The sequence below is a fragment of the Mycobacterium sp. E787 genome, from assembly GCF_001668725.1.
GTDB lineage: Bacteria > Actinomycetota > Actinomycetes > Mycobacteriales > Mycobacteriaceae > Mycobacterium.
Genome location: NZ_LZKL01000084.1, coordinates 116,766 through 134,548, shown reverse-complemented (window position 1 = coordinate 134,548; position 17,783 = coordinate 116,766). Strand labels below are relative to the sequence as shown.

At 69.2% G+C, this 17,783-nt stretch carries 17 protein-coding genes and 1 tRNA gene; 17 read left to right on the top strand and 1 reads right to left on the bottom strand.

Annotated elements, in window-relative coordinates:
* The first annotated feature begins 13 nt into the window (after positions 1 to 13).
* From recN to xerD, 6 genes are all read left to right on the top strand, one after another.
* Complete coding sequence (recN, locus tag A5705_RS16325; RefSeq protein WP_067878710.1) at positions 14 to 1,771, top strand: DNA repair protein RecN; 1,758 nt, start codon at positions 14 to 16, stop codon at positions 1,769 to 1,771.
* A gap of 186 nt (positions 1,772 to 1,957) precedes the next feature.
* A complete protein-coding gene (steA, locus tag A5705_RS16320; protein ID WP_067878712.1) occupies positions 1,958 to 3,139 on the top strand; it encodes a putative cytokinetic ring protein SteA in 1,182 nt (393 codons plus the stop codon).
* 19 nt (positions 3,140 to 3,158) lie between these two features.
* Positions 3,159 to 4,103 (top strand): copper transporter, encoded by a 945-nt coding sequence (locus A5705_RS16315; protein WP_068278589.1) that lies wholly within the window; start codon positions 3,159 to 3,161, stop codon positions 4,101 to 4,103.
* Between the two features lie 132 nt (positions 4,104 to 4,235).
* Entirely contained in the window at positions 4,236 to 5,990 is a 1,755-nt protein-coding gene (locus A5705_RS16310) for a CTP synthase (RefSeq protein WP_067878718.1), read from the top strand.
* Positions 5,983 to 6,606, top strand: coding sequence for an NUDIX hydrolase (locus A5705_RS16305; protein ID WP_068278659.1), 624 nt, complete (start codon positions 5,983 to 5,985; stop codon positions 6,604 to 6,606). The genes A5705_RS16310 and A5705_RS16305 overlap by 8 nt, the downstream gene beginning before the upstream one ends.
* Positions 6,603 to 7,544: a site-specific tyrosine recombinase XerD gene (gene xerD / locus A5705_RS16300; protein WP_067878734.1), complete on the top strand. Its 942-nt coding sequence runs from the start codon at positions 6,603 to 6,605 to the stop codon at positions 7,542 to 7,544. The genes A5705_RS16305 and xerD overlap by 4 nt, the downstream gene beginning before the upstream one ends.
* A 76-nt stretch (positions 7,545 to 7,620) precedes the next feature.
* On the opposite strand, the gene A5705_RS16295 is transcribed toward xerD, so the two are convergent.
* Entirely contained in the window at positions 7,621 to 8,373 is a 753-nt protein-coding gene (locus A5705_RS16295) for an O-methyltransferase (RefSeq protein WP_068278587.1), read from the bottom strand.
* Positions 8,374 to 8,572: 199 nt separating this feature from the next.
* On the opposite strand from A5705_RS16295, the gene A5705_RS16290 reads away from it, so the two are divergent.
* From A5705_RS16290 to A5705_RS16240, 11 genes are all read left to right on the top strand, one after another.
* The gene (locus A5705_RS16290) at positions 8,573 to 9,436 is read left to right on the top strand and encodes a ParA family protein (RefSeq protein ID WP_067878740.1); all 864 of its coding nucleotides are present in this window, start codon (positions 8,573 to 8,575) and stop codon (positions 9,434 to 9,436) included.
* On the top strand, positions 9,433 to 10,245 hold the full coding sequence (locus A5705_RS16285; protein ID WP_067878743.1) for a segregation/condensation protein A: 813 nt from the start codon (positions 9,433 to 9,435) through the stop codon (positions 10,243 to 10,245). Before A5705_RS16290 ends, A5705_RS16285 begins: the two co-directional genes overlap by 4 nt.
* 52 nt (positions 10,246 to 10,297) lie before the next feature.
* The gene (gene scpB / locus A5705_RS16280) at positions 10,298 to 10,993 is read left to right on the top strand and encodes an SMC-Scp complex subunit ScpB (protein ID WP_067878746.1); all 696 of its coding nucleotides are present in this window, start codon (positions 10,298 to 10,300) and stop codon (positions 10,991 to 10,993) included.
* Complete coding sequence (locus A5705_RS16275; protein ID WP_067878748.1) at positions 10,993 to 11,736, top strand: pseudouridine synthase; 744 nt, start codon at positions 10,993 to 10,995, stop codon at positions 11,734 to 11,736. The genes scpB and A5705_RS16275 overlap by 1 nt, the downstream gene beginning before the upstream one ends.
* Complete coding sequence (gene cmk, locus A5705_RS16270) at positions 11,733 to 12,416, top strand: (d)CMP kinase (RefSeq protein WP_068278585.1); 684 nt, start codon at positions 11,733 to 11,735, stop codon at positions 12,414 to 12,416. The genes A5705_RS16275 and cmk overlap by 4 nt, the downstream gene beginning before the upstream one ends.
* Positions 12,413 to 13,813: a ribosome biogenesis GTPase Der gene (gene der, locus A5705_RS16265; protein ID WP_067878752.1), complete on the top strand. Its 1,401-nt coding sequence runs from the start codon at positions 12,413 to 12,415 to the stop codon at positions 13,811 to 13,813. Before cmk ends, der begins: the two co-directional genes overlap by 4 nt.
* Positions 13,814 to 14,019: 206 nt before the next feature.
* Positions 14,020 to 14,778 carry an SDR family NAD(P)-dependent oxidoreductase gene (locus tag A5705_RS16260; RefSeq protein ID WP_231982477.1) on the top strand — a complete coding sequence of 253 codons (759 nt, stop codon included), beginning with the start codon at positions 14,020 to 14,022 and terminating at the stop codon, positions 14,776 to 14,778.
* 13 nt (positions 14,779 to 14,791) lie between these two features.
* Entirely contained in the window at positions 14,792 to 15,622 is an 831-nt protein-coding gene (locus tag A5705_RS16255; protein ID WP_067878758.1) for a cyclase family protein, read from the top strand.
* Entirely contained in the window at positions 15,619 to 16,368 is a 750-nt protein-coding gene (locus A5705_RS16250; protein WP_068278584.1) for an IclR family transcriptional regulator, read from the top strand. The genes A5705_RS16255 and A5705_RS16250 overlap by 4 nt, the downstream gene beginning before the upstream one ends.
* A gap of 60 nt (positions 16,369 to 16,428) precedes the next feature.
* Positions 16,429 to 16,505, top strand: a tRNA-Pro gene (locus A5705_RS16245).
* A 543-nt stretch (positions 16,506 to 17,048) separates the two neighbouring features.
* Complete coding sequence (locus A5705_RS16240; RefSeq protein WP_082956509.1) at positions 17,049 to 17,774, top strand: DUF2993 domain-containing protein; 726 nt, start codon at positions 17,049 to 17,051, stop codon at positions 17,772 to 17,774.
* Positions 17,775 to 17,783 lie beyond the last annotated feature (9 nt).

Genomic DNA, 17,783 nt, shown 5'->3' with positions numbered 1-17,783 from the left:
CGGCGCTCGCACGGTGCTCACCGAGATCCGCATCGAGTCGCTGGGCGCCATCAGCGCCGCGGTGGGGGAGTTCGGCCGCGGCCTGACGGTGCTGACCGGCGAGACCGGCACCGGCAAGACGATGGTGGTGACCGGCCTGCACCTGCTCGGCGGGGCCCGCGCCGACGCCACGCGGGTGCGGTCCGGCGCCGAGCGCGCCGTCGTCGAAGGCCGTTTCACCACAACAGATCTCGACGACGCGACGGCGGCGCACCTGGATGGGATGCTGGAAGACCTGGGCGGGGAGCGCGACGAGGACGGCAGCGTGATCGCGCTGCGCTCGGTCAGCCGCGACGGACCCTCGCGCGCGTATCTGGGCGGCCGCAGCGTCCCCGCGAAGTCGCTGGGCGACTTCACCACCGAGCTGCTGACCCTGCACGGCCAAAACGACCAGCTGCGGCTGATGCGTGCCGAGGAGCAGCGCGGCGCGCTGGACCGGTTCGCCGGCGCCGGTGCGGCGCTCGAACGCTACCGCAAGCTGCGTGACGCCTGGCTCACGGCGCGGCGCGACCTGATCGACCGCCGCGACCGGGCCCGCGAGCTCGCCCAGGAGGCCGACCGGCTGAAGTTCGCATTGAACGAGATCGACACCGTCGACCCGCAACCCGGGGAAGACGACGCGCTGGTCGCCGACGTCCTGCGGCTGTCCGAACTGGACACGCTGCGCGAGGCCGCCGCCACGGCGCGCGCGGCGCTGTCGGCGGACGATGCGGACGAGCTCGGCCAAAGCGCCATCGACAGCATCGGAAAGGCAAGGGCCGCACTCGAATCCACCGACGACGCGACGCTGCGGGCGTTGGCCGGCCAGCTCGGCGAGGCGCTCACGGTGGTCGCCGACGCGTCGCACGAGCTCGGCGGCTTCCTCGACGAGCTGCCGGTCGACGCCAGCGCGCTGGAGTCCAAGCTGGCCCGTCAGGCCGAGCTGCGCACGCTGACCCGCAAATACGCCGCCGACGTCGACGGGGTGCTCGAGTGGGCCCGGGAGTCGCGCGAACGGCTCGCGCAGATCGACGTCTCCGAAGAAGGCATGGCGGCAATCGCGAGGCGGGTCGACGAGCTGGCCCGCGAACTGTCCGAGGCCGCAGCCGATCTCAGCAAGGTGCGGCGCAAGGCCGCCAAGCGGTTGGCCAAGGAGGTGACCGCGGAGCTGTCCGGGCTGGCGATGGCCGACGCCGAGTTCACGATCGACGTGAGCCTCGACGCCGCGGGCCAGGACGATCCGGGCACGCTGGCGCTGCCCTCCGGCGAGCTGGTCCGCGCCGGCGGTGACGGCATCGACCAGGTCGAGTTCGGCTTCGCGGCCCACCGCGGGATGACGGTGCTGCCGCTGGCCAAGAGCGCGTCCGGCGGGGAGTTGTCCCGGGTGATGCTGGCAATAGAAGTGGTCCTCGCCACTTCCCGTAAAGAGGCGGCCGGCACCACGATGGTGTTCGACGAGGTGGACGCCGGCGTCGGCGGCCGCGCGGCGGTGCAGATCGGCCGGCGGCTGGCGCGGCTGGCCAGCACCCACCAGGTCATCGTGGTCACGCACCTGCCCCAGGTCGCGGCGTACGCCGACGTGCACCTCGTGGTGCACAGCGCTGGACCCAAGGGGACCAGCGTGGTGCGGCGGGTCACCGACGGTGACCGGGTGGCCGAGCTGGCGCGGATGCTGGCCGGGCTGGGCGACTCGGACAGCGCCCGGGCGCACGCCCGCGAACTGCTCGAAACCGCGCAGAACGACAGGGACTGACCCGTCCCCATGCCGCGAGTGTGCGTGTTTGTACGCCGACACGCCGCGCAGCCCGTACAACTGCGCACCCTCGCCGCGACCAAGGCGTAATGGCTCTGTTACTGATGTGACTCTAGATAACTTATGAGGCGGATGTTACGGCGCGCCTACTCGCCTGTCCCGGGCTTCACGGACAGAATCGCCCCCATGAAGATGTCAGGTCTGCTATCGCGTAACACGTCCCGGCCCGGCCTCACCGGCACCGCCCGGGTCGACCGGAACATCGACCGCCTGCTGCGCAGGGTGTGTCCCGGCGACATCGTGGTCCTCGACATCCTGGATCTGGACCGCATCACCGCGGACGCACTCGTCGAGGCCGACATCGCCGCCGTCGTCAACGCCTCGCCGTCGGTCTCGGGCCGCTACCCGAACCTGGGGCCCGAGGTTCTGGTGAACAACGGCGTCACCCTCATCGACGAGACCGGACCCGAGGTCTTCAAGAAGGTCAAGGACGGCGCCAAAATTCGCCTCTACGAGGGTGGGGTGTACTCCGGCGACCGCCGCCTGGTCCGCGGCACCGAGCGCACCGACCACGACATCGCCGACCTGATGCGCGAGGCCAAGAGCGGCCTGGCCGCCCACCTGGAGGCGTTCGCCGGCAACACGATTGAGTTCATCAAGAGCGAAAGCCCGTTGCTGATCGACGGTATCGGCATCCCCGACATCGACGTCGACCTGCGCCGCCGGCACGTGGTGATCGTGGCCGACGAGCCCAGCGCCGAGGACGATCTGCGCTCGCTCAAGCCCTTCATCAAGGAGTACCAGCCGGTGCTCATCGGTGTCGACACCGGCGCGGATGTGTTGCGCAAGGCCGGGTATCGGCCTCAGATCATCGTCGGCGACCCCGACAAGATCAGCACCGACGCCCTCAAGTGCGGCGCCCACGTGGTGCTGCCCGCCGACGCCGACGGCCACGCGCCCGGGCTGGAACGGATTCAGGATCTCGGCGTCGGCGCCATGACGTTCCCGGCCGCCGGTTCGGCGGTGGATCTGGCCCTGCTGCTGGCCGACCACCACGGCGCCGCGCTGCTCGTGACGGCAGGCCACACCGCCAACATCGAGACGTTCTTCGACCGGACGCGTGCGCAAAGCAACCCCTCGACGTTCTTGACAAGGCTTCGGGTGGGGGAGAAGGTGGTGGACGCCAAAGCCGTTGCCACGCTGTACCGCAACCACATTTCGGCGGGCGCCATCGCATTGCTGGCGCTGACCATGTTGATCGCCGTCATCGTGGCGCTATGGGTGTCCCGCACCGACGGTGTGGTGCTGCACTGGATCACCCACTACTGGAACCACTTCTCCCTCTGGGTGCAGCACCTGATCACCTAGTTCGAGGACGGTGCGGTAAATGATCTCGTTACGCCAACATGCCCTGTCGCTGGCCGCCGTCTTCCTGGCGCTGGCCGTGGGAGTCGTGCTGGGCTCCGGATTCTTGTCGGACACCCTGCTTTCCAGCCTGCGCGCCGAGAAGCGCGACCTCTACACCCAGATCAGCGGGCTCAACGACCAAAAGAACGCGATGAACGAAAAGCTGGCCGCCGCAAACAATTTCGATAACCAGCTGGCCGGCCGGATACTGCACGACGCCCTGGGCGGAAAATCGGTGGTGATGTTCCGCACCCCCGACGCCAAGGACGACGACGTCGCCGCCGTCGCGAAGTTCATCGGTCAGGCGGGCGGGACGGTGACCGGAACGGTCTCGCTGACGCAGGAGTTCGTCGACGCCAACTCCGCGGAGAAGCTTCGGACGGTGGTGAACTCGTCGGTCCTGCCCGCCGGTCAGCAGCTGAGCACCAAGCTCGTCGACCAGGGTTCGCAGGCCGGTGATCTGCTGGGCATCGCCCTGCTCGTCAACGCCAACCCGGCCGTGCCGCCCGTGGACGATCCGCAGCGCGACACGGTGCTGGCCTCGCTGCGCGACACCGGGTTCATCACCTACCAGCCCGCCGAGCACCTCGGGCCGGCCAACGCCGCCCTCGTCGTCACCGGCGGCGCGCTGCCGCAAGACGCCGGCAATCAGGGCGTCAGCGTGGCCCGGTTCTCGGCCGCAATGGCCCCGCACGGCTCGGGCACCCTGCTGGCGGGGCGCGACGGTGCGGCGACGGGCGGCGCCGCGGTGGCCGTCACCCGGGCCGACGCCGGCATGTCGTCGGCCATCAGCACCGTCGACGACGTCGACGTCGCACCCGGCCGCATCACGGCGGTCCTGGGCCTGCACGACCTGATCAACGGCGGCCATGTCGGGCAGTACGGCACCGGCCACGGGGCCACCTCGATCACCGTGCCTCAGTAAGGGTGAAGTAGCGGGCGTGTTCCCCGCGACTCGGCGTCGTGGATGTTAGGGTGGATTTCCGTGGGTCGGCAGGCCCATCTAGTTAATCGCTAGACAAACTTCAAGCCCTGCCCGTCTTCACGGAGGTCGCCTGTGCGAAAGCACCCGCAAACCGCCACCAAGCACCTCTTCGTCAGCGGTGGGGTCGCTTCCTCGCTGGGCAAGGGTCTGACCGCCAGCAGCCTGGGGCAGCTACTGACGGCCCGCGGGTTGCACGTGACGATGCAGAAGCTCGACCCGTACCTCAACGTCGACCCGGGCACGATGAACCCGTTCCAGCACGGTGAGGTGTTCGTCACCGAGGACGGCGCCGAGACCGACCTCGACGTCGGCCACTACGAGCGGTTCCTGGATCGCGACCTGTCGGGCTCGGCGAATGTGACGACCGGGCAGGTGTATTCGACCGTCATCGCCAAGGAACGTCGCGGCGAGTATCTCGGCGACACCGTCCAGGTCATTCCGCACATCACCGACGAGATCAAGCGGCGCATCATGGCGATGGCCCTGCCGGATGCCGACGGGCATCGCCCGGACGTCGTCATCACCGAAATCGGCGGCACCGTGGGCGATATCGAGTCGCAGCCCTTCCTGGAGGCGGCGCGGCAGGTGCGCCACGACCTCGGCCGGGAGAACGTCTTCTTCCTGCACGTCTCGCTGGTGCCCTACCTGGCCCCCTCGGGCGAGCTCAAGACCAAGCCCACCCAGCACTCGGTGGCCGCGCTGCGCAGCATCGGTATCACCCCGGACGCGCTGATCCTGCGCTGTGACCGCGACGTCCCCGAGGCGCTGAAGAACAAGATCGCGCTCAGCTGCGACGTCGACATCGACGGCGTCATCTCCACCCCCGACGCGCCGTCGATCTATGACATCCCGAAGGTGTTGCACCGCGAGGAACTCGACGCGTTCGTGGTGCGCCGGCTCAACCTGCCGTTCCGCGACGTCGACTGGACCGAATGGGACGACCTGCTGCGCCGGGTGCACGAACCGCACGAGACGGTGCGGATCGCCTTGGTGGGCAAGTACGTCGAGCTGTCCGACGCCTACCTGTCGGTCACCGAGGCGCTGCGCGCCGGCGGGTTCAAGCATCACGCCAAGGTCGAGATGGTCTGGGTGCCGTCCGACGACTGCGCGCAGGCCCATGACGCCGCGGCCGCACTGGGCGACGTGCACGGGGTGCTGATCCCCGGCGGGTTCGGCATCCGCGGGATCGAGGGGAAGATCGGCGCGATCCGCCATGCCCGTGCGCGCGGGCTGCCGGTGCTGGGGCTGTGTCTGGGCCTGCAGTGCATCGTGATCGAGGCCGCGCGCTCGGCGGGTCTCACGGAGGCCAACTCGGCCGAATTCGAGCCGGGCACACCGGATCCCGTCATCTCGACGATGGCCGACCAGGAGCACATCGTCGCCGGCGAGGCCGACCTCGGCGGCACCATGCGGCTCGGTGCCTACCCGGCGGTGTTGGAGCCGGATTCGATTGTGGCCCAAGCCTATGGCGCCACGGAGGTGTCCGAGCGGCACCGGCACCGCTACGAGGTGAACAACGCCTACCGCGACAAGATCGCCGAAAGCGGCCTGCGTTTCTCGGGGACCTCGCCGGATGGCCACCTGGTGGAGTTCGTCGAATACCCGCCCGAGGTGCACCCGTTCATCGTCGGCACGCAGGCCCATCCCGAACTGAAGAGCCGGCCCACCCGGCCGCACCCGCTGTTCGTCGCGTTCGTCAAGGCGGCCCTCGACTACCAGGCGGGCGAGCAACTGCCGGTGGAGATCCCCGAGCAGCACTCGCCCAACGGCACCCAGCACCGAGACAGCGTTGAGCGGCCGCTACCCGAGCCCGCGGCCCGTGGCTGAACACGTTTTCGAGACGGCGTCATCCGAAACGGTGCACACCGGAAAGATTTTCGCGCTGCGCCGCGATCGGGTGCGGATGCCCGGCGGCAAGATCGTCACCCGTGAGGTCGTCGAGCACTTCGGCGCGGTGGCCGTGGTGGCCATGGACGACGACGGCAACATCCCGATGGTCTATCAGTACCGGCACGCGTTCGGGCGACGACTGTGGGAACTGCCCGCCGGGCTGCTCGACGTCGGCGGCGAGCCTCCCCAAGTGACAGCCGCGCGGGAGCTGCATGAGGAGGCGGGGCTGAAGGCCGACACCTGGCGGACGCTCGTCGACCTCGATTCCACGCCCGGCTTCAGCGACGAATCCGTGCGCATATATTTGGCCACCGAGCTCACCCAGGTGGACCGCCCCGAGGCGCACGACGAAGAGGCCGACATGACGCTGGCCTGGTATCCGCTCGAGGAGGCCGTCCGCAAGGTGCTCAGCGGCGAAATCGTCAATGCCATTGCGGTGGCGGGGATTTTGGCCGCGCACGTCGTCACCACCGAGTTCATGCTGACGCGGCCCGCGGACAGCCCGTGGATCGACAAGCCGACCGCGTTCGCCGCGCGAAAGGCCGCGCAATGACGGCGCCGGCGCTGGACGTGCAACTGCAGGGCTACCTCGATCACCTGACGATCGAGCGAGGGGTGGCGAAAAACACGCTCAGCTCTTATCGCCGCGACCTGCGCCGCTATTCGAAGCACCTGGCGGACCGCGGAATTCACGACCTGGCAAAGGTCGGCGAGGACGACGTCAGCGAGTTCCTGGTGGCGTTGCGCCGCGGCGACCCGGAGGCCGGGACGGCGGCGCTGTCGGCGGTGTCGGCCGCGCGGGCCCTGATCGCGGTGCGCGGCCTGCACCGGTTCGCCGCCGCCGAAGGCCTCGCCGAACTGGACGTGGCGCGGGCCGTGCGGCCGCCGACCCCCGGCCGTCGGCTGCCCAAGAGCCTCACGATCGACCAGGTGCTGGCGCTGCTGGAGGGCGCCGGCGGCGACAGCCCGAGCGACGGCCCGCTCACGCTGCGCAACCGCGCGCTGCTGGAATTGTTGTACTCCACCGGTTCTCGGATCTCCGAGGCCGTCGGCCTCGACGTCGACGACATCGACACCGAAGCCCGGTCGGTGCTGCTGCGCGGCAAGGGCGGCAAGCAGCGACTGGTGCCGATCGGGCGGCCCGCCGTGCAGGCGCTGGACGCGTACCTGGTGCGCGGCCGGCCCGACCTGGCGCGCCGGGGCCGCGGCACGCCCGCGATCTTCCTGAACGCCCGCGGCGGCCGGCTGTCGCGGCAGAGCGCGTGGCAGGCGCTGCAGGACGCCGCCGAGCGCGCCGGCATCACCTCGGGGGTGTCGCCGCACATGCTGCGGCATTCCTTCGCGACCCACCTGCTCGAGGGTGGCGCGGACGTCCGGGTCGTGCAGGAGTTACTCGGGCATGCCTCGGTGACGACGACGCAGATCTACACGCTGGTCACCGTGCACGCGCTGCGCGAGGTGTGGGCGGGGGCGCATCCCCGGGCCCAGTAGTTGGCGCGAGCAGACGCAAAAGCTCCCATTTCGTGCCGAAATAAGGGGCTTTTGCGTCTGCTCGCGGCGGGTACCGCTAGCCCAGGTATTCCGACTCGAGCACCAGGTCGGACACCAGCGACTGGTACTCGACGTGCGTCTTGTGCTCGACGGTGTTCCACCGCCGGCCCTGCTGCCCGCGCATGTAGTTGCGGTACTTCGGCGCGCCGGGGATTCTGACGTTGTCGGCGACGACGATCGCGCGCGGGCGCAGCCAGCCCCGGTCCACGATGCTCATCAGGTCGCCCAGGTAGGCGTTCTTGTCGTGGTCCAGGAACACGAAATCGACTGCGCAGGAAGCGAATCCATACTCATTGGCCAGAGCGTCCAACGTACGCCCGCCGTCACCGATGGTGCCGACCACGCACGTCACGCGGTCGGCGACCCCTGCGTGCTCCCAGATCCGTCGGGCGTTGGCGGCGTTGGCCTCGGCGAGCTCGACGGAGTACACCTTCGCTGTGGGGGCGGCACGGGCGATCCGCAGCGCGCCGTAGCCGCAGTAGGTGCCCAGCTCGAGCGCCAGCGCGGGATCGGCGCGCCGCACGGCCGCATCGAGCAGCAGCCCTTTCTCGTCTCCGATGCTCATCAGCATCGACTTCTCGTACGCGAACTTGTCCAGGGTGGCCAGCACGTCGTCGATGTCGCCGGCGCGGGCGTTCCGCAGCACGTATTCGGCTGCGGCGGCCTCGCGCCCGTCGCCGATCTGACCCGTCGTGGTGATGTTGCGCGCGCCGGTGGCCATCCGCCACACCGACCACCGCAGGATGGGCAGTCGCCGCTTGAGATCCATGTAAACCCACGATAGCGCCGGCCCCCGCCGCGACCGCAATGGTGCTGGTGTGACTGGAGTTAGCCCTGCGCGCAAAGGTGCGCTCCACCAGCGATTTCTGCACATATTGGCTGGTGACTCGCCCGCGCGGCGCCCGGCTTAAATGGTCGAAGCCGCTAGACTTTCGAGCGATGTTCACCTCCCGAACACGCCGGGCGTGATGACCGAGCACCCGGACAACGGCGTCGAGATCGGCTTGACGGGACGCCCCCCGCGGGCGATCCCCGAGCCGGCGCCGCGCACGTCGCACGGCCCGGCCAAGGTTGTCGCGATGTGCAACCAGAAGGGCGGCGTCGGGAAGACCACCTCGACGATCAACCTTGGTGCCGCGCTCGCCGAGTACGGTCGGCGGGTGCTGCTGGTGGACATGGACCCGCAGGGGGCGCTGTCGGCGGGCCTGGGCGTCCCGCACTACGAGCTGGAGAAGACGATCCATAACGTGCTGGTCGAGCCGCGGGTGTCGATCGATGACGTGCTGCTCCACACCCGGGTCAACCACATGGATCTGGTGCCCAGCAACATCGACCTGTCGGCGGCCGAGATCCAGCTGGTCAACGAGGTGGGCCGGGAGCAGACCCTGGGCCGCGCGCTGTACCCGGTGCTGGACCGCTACGACTACGTGTTGATCGACTGCCAGCCGTCGCTGGGGCTGCTCACCGTCAACGGTCTGGCCTGCTCGGACGGCGTGGTGATCCCGACCGAGTGCGAGTTCTTCTCGCTGCGCGGCCTGGCGCTGCTCACCGACACCGTCGACAAGGTGCGCGATCGGCTCAACCCGAAACTCGAGATCAGCGGCATCCTGCTCACCCGCTACGACCCGCGCACCGTGAATTCGCGCGAGGTCATGGCCCGCGTCGTGGAGCGCTTCGGCGACCTGGTGTTCGACACCGTGATCACCCGGACCGTCCGGTTCCCGGAGACCAGCGTCGCGGGCGAGCCGATCACCACGTGGGCGCCGCGATCGACCGGCGCGATCGCCTACCGCGCGCTGGCCCGCGAGTTCATCCACCGATTCGGCGCGTGAACGGCTTGCAAAATGGAGGGGCCAACGGTGAGGCGCCAGCCAAGGACGGCTTCCGGGTTCGCCTGACCAACTTCGAGGGGCCGTTCGACCTGCTGCTGCAGCTGATCTTCGCCCATCGCCTCGACGTCACCGAGGTGGCGCTGCACCAGGTCACCGACGACTTCATCGCCTACACCAAAGAGATCGGTTCCCAGCTGGGCCTGGAGGAGACCACCGCGTTCCTGGTGATCGCGGCGACGCTGCTCGACCTCAAGGCCGCCCGCCTGCTGCCGGCCGGGCAGGTCGACGACGACGAGGACCTGGCGCTGCTCGAGGTGCGCGACCTGCTGTTCGCGCGCCTGCTGCAGTACCGTGCCTTCAAACACGTCGCCGAGATGTTCGCCGAGCTGGAGGCCGCGGCGCTGCGCAGCTACCCGCGCGCGGTGTCGCTGGAGGACCGGTTCACCGAGCTGCTGCCCGAGGTGATGCTCGGCGTCGACGCCGAACGGTTCGCGCAGATCGCCGCGGTCGCGTTTACCCCGCGCCCGGTCCCGACGGTGGCCATCGGTCACCTCCATGAGCTGCAGGTCTCGGTCCCCGAGCAGGCCGAAAAGCTGCTGGCGATCCTGGAGGCCCGGGGCAGCGGCCACTGGGCGACCTTTTCCGAACTGGTCGCCGACTGTCAGGCGCCGATCGAGGTCGTCGGGCGCTTCCTCGCGCTGCTCGAGCTGTATCGGACGCGGACGGTAGCATTCGACCAGTCAGAGCCGCTCGGCGTGCTGCAAATTTCGTGGACCGGGCAGCGTCCGGTGGAAGTGCGGGACGAATAATGGACCGCGCCGCCGACGATGCAGCGCGCAGCGGTGAGGAGGAGCGGCGCAGATGACGGACGAGCTGCCCGAAGTCGATCTGGACTACGGCATCCCGGACATCGCCGAGGCGGCGCCGATGGACGCCGACGAGCTCGGCTCCGTGCTCGAGGCGCTGTTGCTGGTGGTGGACACACCCGTCACCGCGGAGGCGCTGGGCGCGGCCACGCAGCAACCCGTCTACCGCATCGCGGCCAGACTGCAGCAGATGGCCGCCGAGCTGACCGAACGCGACAGCGGCATCGATCTGCGGCAGACGAGCGAAGGCTGGCGGATGTACACCCGCGCGCGGTTCGCGCCGTACGTCGAGAAGCTGCTGCTCGACGGCGCGCGATCCAAGCTCACCCGGGCCGCGCTGGAGACGCTGGCCGTGGTCGCCTACCGGCAGCCCGTGACGCGGGCGCGGGTCAGCGCAGTGCGCGGCGTCAACGTCGACGCCGTCATGCGCACGCTGCTGGCGCGCGGCCTGATCACCGAGGCCGGCGTCGACGACGACACCGGCGCGACGACGTTCGCCACCACCGAGCTGTTCCTGGAGCGGCTGGGGCTGACGTCGCTGGCCGACCTCCCCGACATCGCGCCGCTGCTGCCCGACGTCGACACCATCGAGGACCTGAGCGAATCCCTGGACAACGAGCCACGTTTCATCAAACTCGCGGGCGGTTCGGCCTCCGCGGAGTCCTTGTCCTTCGACGTGGACAAGGATTGATGGACGACAGTCAAGGGGTCCGCCTGCAAAAGGTGTTGTCCCAGGCCGGAATCGCGTCGCGCCGCGCCGCCGAGAAGTTGATCGTCGACGGCCGCGTCGACGTGGACGGGCAGGTGGTCACCGAGCTCGGCACCCGCGTCGACCCGGACGCCTCGGTGATCCGCGTCGACGGCGTCCGGGTGCTGCTCGACGACTCGCTGGTATACCTGGCCCTGAACAAGCCGCGCGGCGTGCACTCGACCATGTCCGACGACCGCGGCCGGCCGTGCATCGGGGACCTGGTGGAGCGCCGGGTGCGCGGCACCAAGAAGCTGTTTCACGTCGGCCGGCTGGATGCCGACACCGAGGGGCTGATCCTGCTGACCAACGACGGCGAGCTGGCGCACCGGTTGATGCACCCCTCCCACGAGGTGCCCAAGACGTACCTGGCGACGGTGAGCGGCACGGTGCCGCGCGGGCTGGGCAAGAAGCTGCGCGCCGGCATCGAGCTGGAGGACGGGCCGGCGCGCGTCGACGATTTCGCCGTGGTGGACGCCATTCCGGGGAAGACGTTGGTGCGCTTGACATTACACGAGGGCCGCAACCGGATCGTGCGCCGGCTGCTGGCGGCGGTGGGCCACCCGGTGGAGTCGCTGGTGCGCACCGACATCGGCGCGGTGTCGCTGGGGGAGCAGCGCCCGGGCAGCATCCGCGCGTTGCGGCGCGACGAGGTCGGGCAGCTGTACAAGGCGGTTGGGCTGTGACCGGCGTGGTAGTTGCCATCGACGGCCCGACCGGCACCGGGAAGTCCTCGGTGTCAAAGGGTTTGGCGCGCGCGCTGGGGGCCCGCTACCTGGACACCGGGGCGATGTACCGGATCGTGACGCTGGCGGTGCTGCGCGCCGGCGTCGATCCCGCCGACGCCGAGGCGGTCGGTTCTCTGGCGGCGCAGGTGCAGCTGTCGGTCAGCTACGATCCCGATGCCGAACGGTGTTACCTTGCCGGCGAAGATGTTTCGGTGGAGATCCGCGGCGACGAGGTCACCCGGGCGGTCTCGGCGGTATCCGCTGTGCCGGCGGTGCGCGCCCGACTGGTCGCCCTGCAGCGGGCGATGGCCCAGGGGCCGGGCAGCGTCGTCGTCGAGGGCCGCGACATCGGAACGGTGGTCTTGCCCGATGCGCCGGTGAAGATCTTCCTGACCGCCTCGGCTGAAACCCGGGCGAAGCGCCGCGACGACCAGAACGTCGCGTCCGGCCTGCCCGGTGATTACGAGGCGGTGCTGGCCGACGTACGGCGCCGCGATCACCTCGATTCCACCCGGGCGGTGTCGCCGCTACGCGCGGCGCCCGACGCGGTGGTCGTCGACACGAGCGACATGACCGAGGCGCAGGTGATCGCGCACCTGCTCGCTTTGGTGCGGGAGAAGAGCGGGGCGGTGCGGTGACGCAGGACGGCACCTGGGTCGACGAAAGCGACTGGGAGGCGGTCGATTCCGAACTCTCCGACGTCGACGAGCCAGGCCCCGCGCCCGTCGTCGCAGTGGTGGGCAGGCCCAACGTCGGCAAGTCGACCCTGGTCAACCGGATCCTCGGCCGACGCGAGGCGGTGGTGCAGGACATCCCGGGTGTCACGCGCGACCGGGTGTCCTACGACGCGCTGTGGACCGGGCGGCGGTTCGTCGTGCAGGACACCGGTGGGTGGGAGCCCGACGCCAAGGGCTTGCAGCAGCTCGTGGCCGAGCAGGCGTCGGTGGCCATGCGCACCGCCGATGCGGTGATCCTGGTGGTCGACGCGACCGTCGGCGCCACCGCCGCCGACGAGGCCGCCGCGCGGATCCTGCTGCGTTCGGGCAAGCCGGTCTTCTTGGCGGCCAACAAGGTTGACAGCGACAAGGCCGAGGCCGACGTCGCCGAGCTGTGGTCGCTGGGGCTCGGCGAGCCGCACGCCGTCAGCGCGATGCACGGCCGCGGCGTCGCCGATCTGCTCGACGAGGTGCTGGCCGCGCTGCCCGAAGTGTCGGAGGCGGCGCCGGCGGCGGGCGGTCCGCGGCGGGTGGCTCTGGTCGGCAAGCCCAACGTGGGCAAGAGCTCACTGCTGAACAAGCTTGCGGGCGACCAGCGTTCGGTGGTTCACGATGTCGCCGGGACGACCGTGGATCCGGTCGACTCGCTCATCGAATTGGGCGGCAAGGTCTGGCGGTTCGTCGACACCGCGGGTCTGCGGCGCAAGGTGGGCCAGGCCAGCGGGCACGAGTTCTATGCGTCGGTGCGCACCCACTCGGCGATCGACGCGGCCGAGGTGGTGGTCGTGCTGATCGACGCGTCGCAGACCCTGACCGAACAGGATCAGCGGGTGCTGTCGATGGTGATCGAGGCCGGCCGTGCGCTGGTGCTGGCGTTCAACAAGTGGGACCTGGTCGACGAGGACCGCCGCGAGCTGCTGGAGCGCGAGATCGACCGCGAGCTGGCGCAGCTGCGGTGGGCGCAGCGGGTCAACATCTCCGCCAAGACGGGCCGCGCCGTGCAGAAGCTGGTGCCGGCGATGGAGACCGCGCTGGAGTCCTGGGACACGCGGATTTCGACCGGGCAGCTTAACGCGTGGATCAAAGAGGTGGTGGCGGCCACGCCGCCGCCGGTGCGCGGCGGGAAGCAGCCACGCATCCTGTTCGCCACCCAGGCCACCGCCCGCCCGCCGACGTTCGTGCTGTTCACCACGGGTTTCCTGGAGGCCGGCTACCGGCGTTTTCTGGAGCGGCGGCTGCGCGAGACGTTCGGGTTCGAGGGCAGCCCGATCCGGATCAACGTGCGGGTGCGCGAGAAGCGGGGAGCGAAACGCCGCTGAGCGCCTGGGATGCGCGCGGCTTTTCTGGACCATTAGGCGGCTCTCGAAAACGGTAGCGCCAGCGGTATAACTGAGCTGTTGATCCCGCAGTGTGGGATGTGAAAGCCGTATCACAGGACGATCTGTTGACTTTGCGCCGCCCGGCCTCCTACTGTCTCTTATAGTGCGGGTTGACATGCCCGCATCGTGGGAGTACGGAGGCAACCGTGTCGCGTTTCAGCGTGCAGGGCAAGTCGATCCTGATCACCGGCGCGACCGGCGCCCTCGGTAGCGTCGCCGCCCGGGCGCTGGCCGAAGCCGGCGCGCGGCTGACGCTGGCCGGCGGCAACGCTGCGGCACTGCGGGACCTCGGCATCGATGACGCCGCGGTGGTCACCCGTCGCGCCGACACCCCGGCCGACGCCCAGGAGATGGTCGAGACCGCCGTCGCCCGGCACGGCCGCCTCGACGGGGTTCTCGTGGCCTCGGGCATGAACCACGTCGCGCCCATCACCGAGATGGCCGTCGAGGACTACGACAAGGTGATGGGCGCCAACGCCCGCGGGGCATGGCTGGTGTGCCAGGCTGCCGGACGGGTGCTGCTCGAGCAGGGGTCCGGCGGCAGCGTCGTGCTCGTGTCCTCGGTCCGTGGCTCCCTCGGTCATCCCGCCGGCTATAGCGCCTACTGCCCGTCGAAGGGCGCCACCGACCTGCTGGCCAAGAGCCTGGCCGCGGAGTGGGGCCCGGACGGCATCCGGGTAAACGCCCTGGCGCCAACGGTTTTCCGCTCCGAGGTGACCGAGTGGATGTTCGCCGACGACGAGAAGGGCCGCCAAACCCGCGAGGCCATGTTCGCCCGAATCCCGTTGCGCCGCTTCGCCGAACCCGACGACTTCGTCGGCGCCCTGATCTACCTGCTCAGCGACGCGTCGAGTTTCTTCACCGGCCAGGTGATGTATCTCGACGGCGGCTACACCGCGTGCTGATCGAAAGGAAATCATGAGTATCACCTGGCCCCTCGGCGACGCCGAATCGAAGCTGGAGTTCTACGACCTGTCGCATCCGTGGGGGCATGGCGTGCCGGCGTGGCCGTACTTCGAGGACGTCAAGATCGAGCGCCTGCACAACATGGCACGAAGCCGGGTGCTGACCCAAAAGGTCACCACCGTCATGCATTCCGGCACCCACATCGACGCGCCCGCGCACGTCGTCGAGGGAACGCCGTTCCTGCACGAGATCCCGCTGAGCGCGTTTTTCGGCACCGGCGTCGTCGTCTCGATCCCGAAGAAGAAGTGGGAGGTCGTCACCGCCGAGGACCTGGAGAACGCCACACCGCAGATCCGGCCCGGTGACATCGTCATCGTCAACACCGGCTGGCACCACACCTACGCCGACAGCGCCGAGTATTACGCCTACTCGCCGGGGTTCTACAAGGAGGCAGGGGAGTGGTTCGCGGCCAAGGGCGTGAAGGCCGTGGGCACCGACACCCAGGCGCTGGACCACCCGATGGCCACCTCGATCGCCCCCCACGGCCCGGCCGAACACACCGGCGGCCTGTTGCCCTGGGCGGTAAGGGAATACGAGCAGGAGACCGGCCGCAAGGCGCTCGACGACTTTCCCGAGTGGGAGCCCTGCCACCGCACGATCCTGTCCAAGGGCATCTACGGCTTCGAAAACGTCGGGGGAGACCTGGACAAGGTCACCGGAAAGCGCGTCACCTTCGCCGCGTTCCCCTGGCGCTGGGTGGGCGGCGACGGCTGCATCGTCCGCCTGGTCGCGATCGTCGACCCGACCGGGACGTATCGCCTCGAGACCGGGCGGGCGGCGTGACGTCCGACGGCGCCGGCATCCAGGTGATCGCGCGTGCGGCCGAGATGCTGCGGCTGCTGCAGGCGCACCCTGGCGGACTCAGCCAGGCCGAGATCGGCGAGCGGCTGGGCATGGCGCGCTCGACGGTGAGCCGGATCCTGGGGGCACTGGACGACGAAGGCCTGGTGGCCTCGCGGGGTGCGCGCGGCCCATATCGGCTCGGGCCCGAGATCGCGCGCATGGCCGCCACCGTGCGGCTCGGCGTGGTGATGGACCTGCACCCGCTCATGGAGGAGCTGTCGCGCGAGCTCGAGGAGACCGTGGACCTGTCGATCCTCGACGGCGACCGCGTGACGTTCGTCGACCAGGTCGTCTCGCCGCACCGGCTGCGGGCGATCAGCGCGGTCGGGGAGTCGTTTCCGCTGCACTGCTGTGCCAACGGCAAAGCGCTGCTGGCAAGCCTGCCGCCAGAGCAGCGAGCGCAGGCCTTGCCCAGCCGGCTGGCCCGGCTGACCGACAACACCATCACGACGCCGGCGGCGCTGCGCCGGGAGCTCGAACGCGTCCGGATTGAGGGCGTCGCATATGACCGCGAGGAGCAGACCGAGGGCGTCTGCGCGGTCGGCGCCGTGCTGCCCGGCGTGGGCGAGCAACTCGTGGCGGTCAGCGTGCCCGTTCCGGCGCAGCGGTTCTACCGGCGCGAGTCGGAGCTAGCGGAGGCCCTGCTGGCCTGGGTGCAGGAGAGTCGCAGGTCACTCGGGCATTAGTAAGGTGGCGGGTCGTCTGCTGTAGGCTGTCGACCTGCTGCCGGTGATTCAGGCGGCATCCGGGCTGTGGCGCAGTTTGGTAGCGCACTTGACTGGGGGTCAAGTGGTCGCAGGTTCAAATCCTGTCAGCCCGACCATGTCAGTCCGAGGCACGAAACAGGCGCAAGTGCTCGGTCACGACACTCGACTCGAGGAGATGCCTCCCAGACCGCTGCGCCAGTTTGCCTTCAACGGGCAAACCCAGCGCCCGTATTCGACGAACCTCATGTCCGTCGCAGACGCGTTCATGTTGACAAGGCACAATGGCGCTAATGACAACTCCCCAGGGGCCCTCGCGCGGCGATTCCCCGGAATGGAATCGTCCCGCCGAGCCGCCCGGCCGCAGCGGGGGACCGGTACGTCCAGGGCCCCAGCCCGCGCCCCCATCGGGATCTCCGACCCGACAGATTCCTCAGGCCGGCCGGCCATACCCGCCGCCACCGCCGAATCGACCACAGCCGCCCGGCCGCCCGCCGACTCCGCAGCCGTATCCGCCGGGCCGCCCGCCGACCCCGCGGCAGCATCAGCCCGGCCCGCCGCCAAGACAGCCGGAGCAGGCGACCACTCGGCTGCCTACTCAGCAGCCGCGGAGCGAAGCGCCGGCCCCACGCCGACGCCGCTTCTGGGGCAACCGGCGGTCGATGGCTCTTGTCCTGGCCATCGTGCTGGTGGTCATCCTGGCCGCCGTGGTCGGTGCCGAGCTATTCCTCCGCCACCTGGTCGGCAGCAAGGTGGCAAGCGCAGTGGCGTGCGAGGTGCAGGACAGCGCCACCGTGTCGTTCGCCTCCATGCCGCCAATGCTCTGGCAGTACTTCAGCGGCCAGTATCCCGACATCTCTGTGCAGACTGCCGGCAATCAGGTGCGCAGCGCCAAGGGCATGAAAGTCAACATCAATATCAAGGACCTTCGCCTCAGTGACACCAACAACTCCAAGGGCACCATCGGCGCGCTCAACGGCACCATCACCTGGTCATCGGACGGCATCAAGGAATCGATCCAGAACGCCATCCCGGTGCTGGGCAGTTTCGTGACGAGCAAAGTCACCACCAACCCCGGCGATGGAACGATCCAGTTGAAGGGTCTCCTCGACAGCGCCACTGTCAAGCCGCAGATCGCCAATGACGGGCTGTCACTGCAGGTGGTCAACTTGACCGCGCTGGGCTCCAAGATGTCGACGGACAAGGTGCAGACGAATCTAGACAGTCTCACGTCCAAAGCGACCCAGAACTATCCGCTCGGCATTCACGCCGACAACGTCAAGGTCACGGATACCGGTGTGGAGGCAACGTTTTCCACCACCAACGCGACCATCCCGGCGGCATCGTCGTCGTCTCAGACCGGTCAAGACTGCTTCAGCGGAGTCTGATTCGGCTCA

Coding starts and splice junctions, on each gene's coding strand:
- steA (WP_067878712.1), top strand. CDS start 1,958: ATGAAGATGTCAGGTCTGCTATCGCGTAACACGTCCCGGCCCGGCCTC.
- A5705_RS16315 (WP_068278589.1), top strand. CDS start 3,159: ATGATCTCGTTACGCCAACATGCCCTGTCGCTGGCCGCCGTCTTCCTG.
- xerD (WP_067878734.1), top strand. CDS start 6,603: ATGACGGCGCCGGCGCTGGACGTGCAACTGCAGGGCTACCTCGATCAC.
- A5705_RS16295 (WP_068278587.1), bottom strand. CDS start 8,373: ATGGATCTCAAGCGGCGACTGCCCATCCTGCGGTGGTCGGTGTGGCGG.
- A5705_RS16290 (WP_067878740.1), top strand. CDS start 8,573: ATGACCGAGCACCCGGACAACGGCGTCGAGATCGGCTTGACGGGACGC.
- scpB (WP_067878746.1), top strand. CDS start 10,298: ATGACGGACGAGCTGCCCGAAGTCGATCTGGACTACGGCATCCCGGAC.
- A5705_RS16275 (WP_067878748.1), top strand. CDS start 10,993: ATGGACGACAGTCAAGGGGTCCGCCTGCAAAAGGTGTTGTCCCAGGCC.
- A5705_RS16255 (WP_067878758.1), top strand. CDS start 14,792: ATGAGTATCACCTGGCCCCTCGGCGACGCCGAATCGAAGCTGGAGTTC.
- A5705_RS16240 (WP_082956509.1), top strand. CDS start 17,049: ATGGCTCTTGTCCTGGCCATCGTGCTGGTGGTCATCCTGGCCGCCGTG.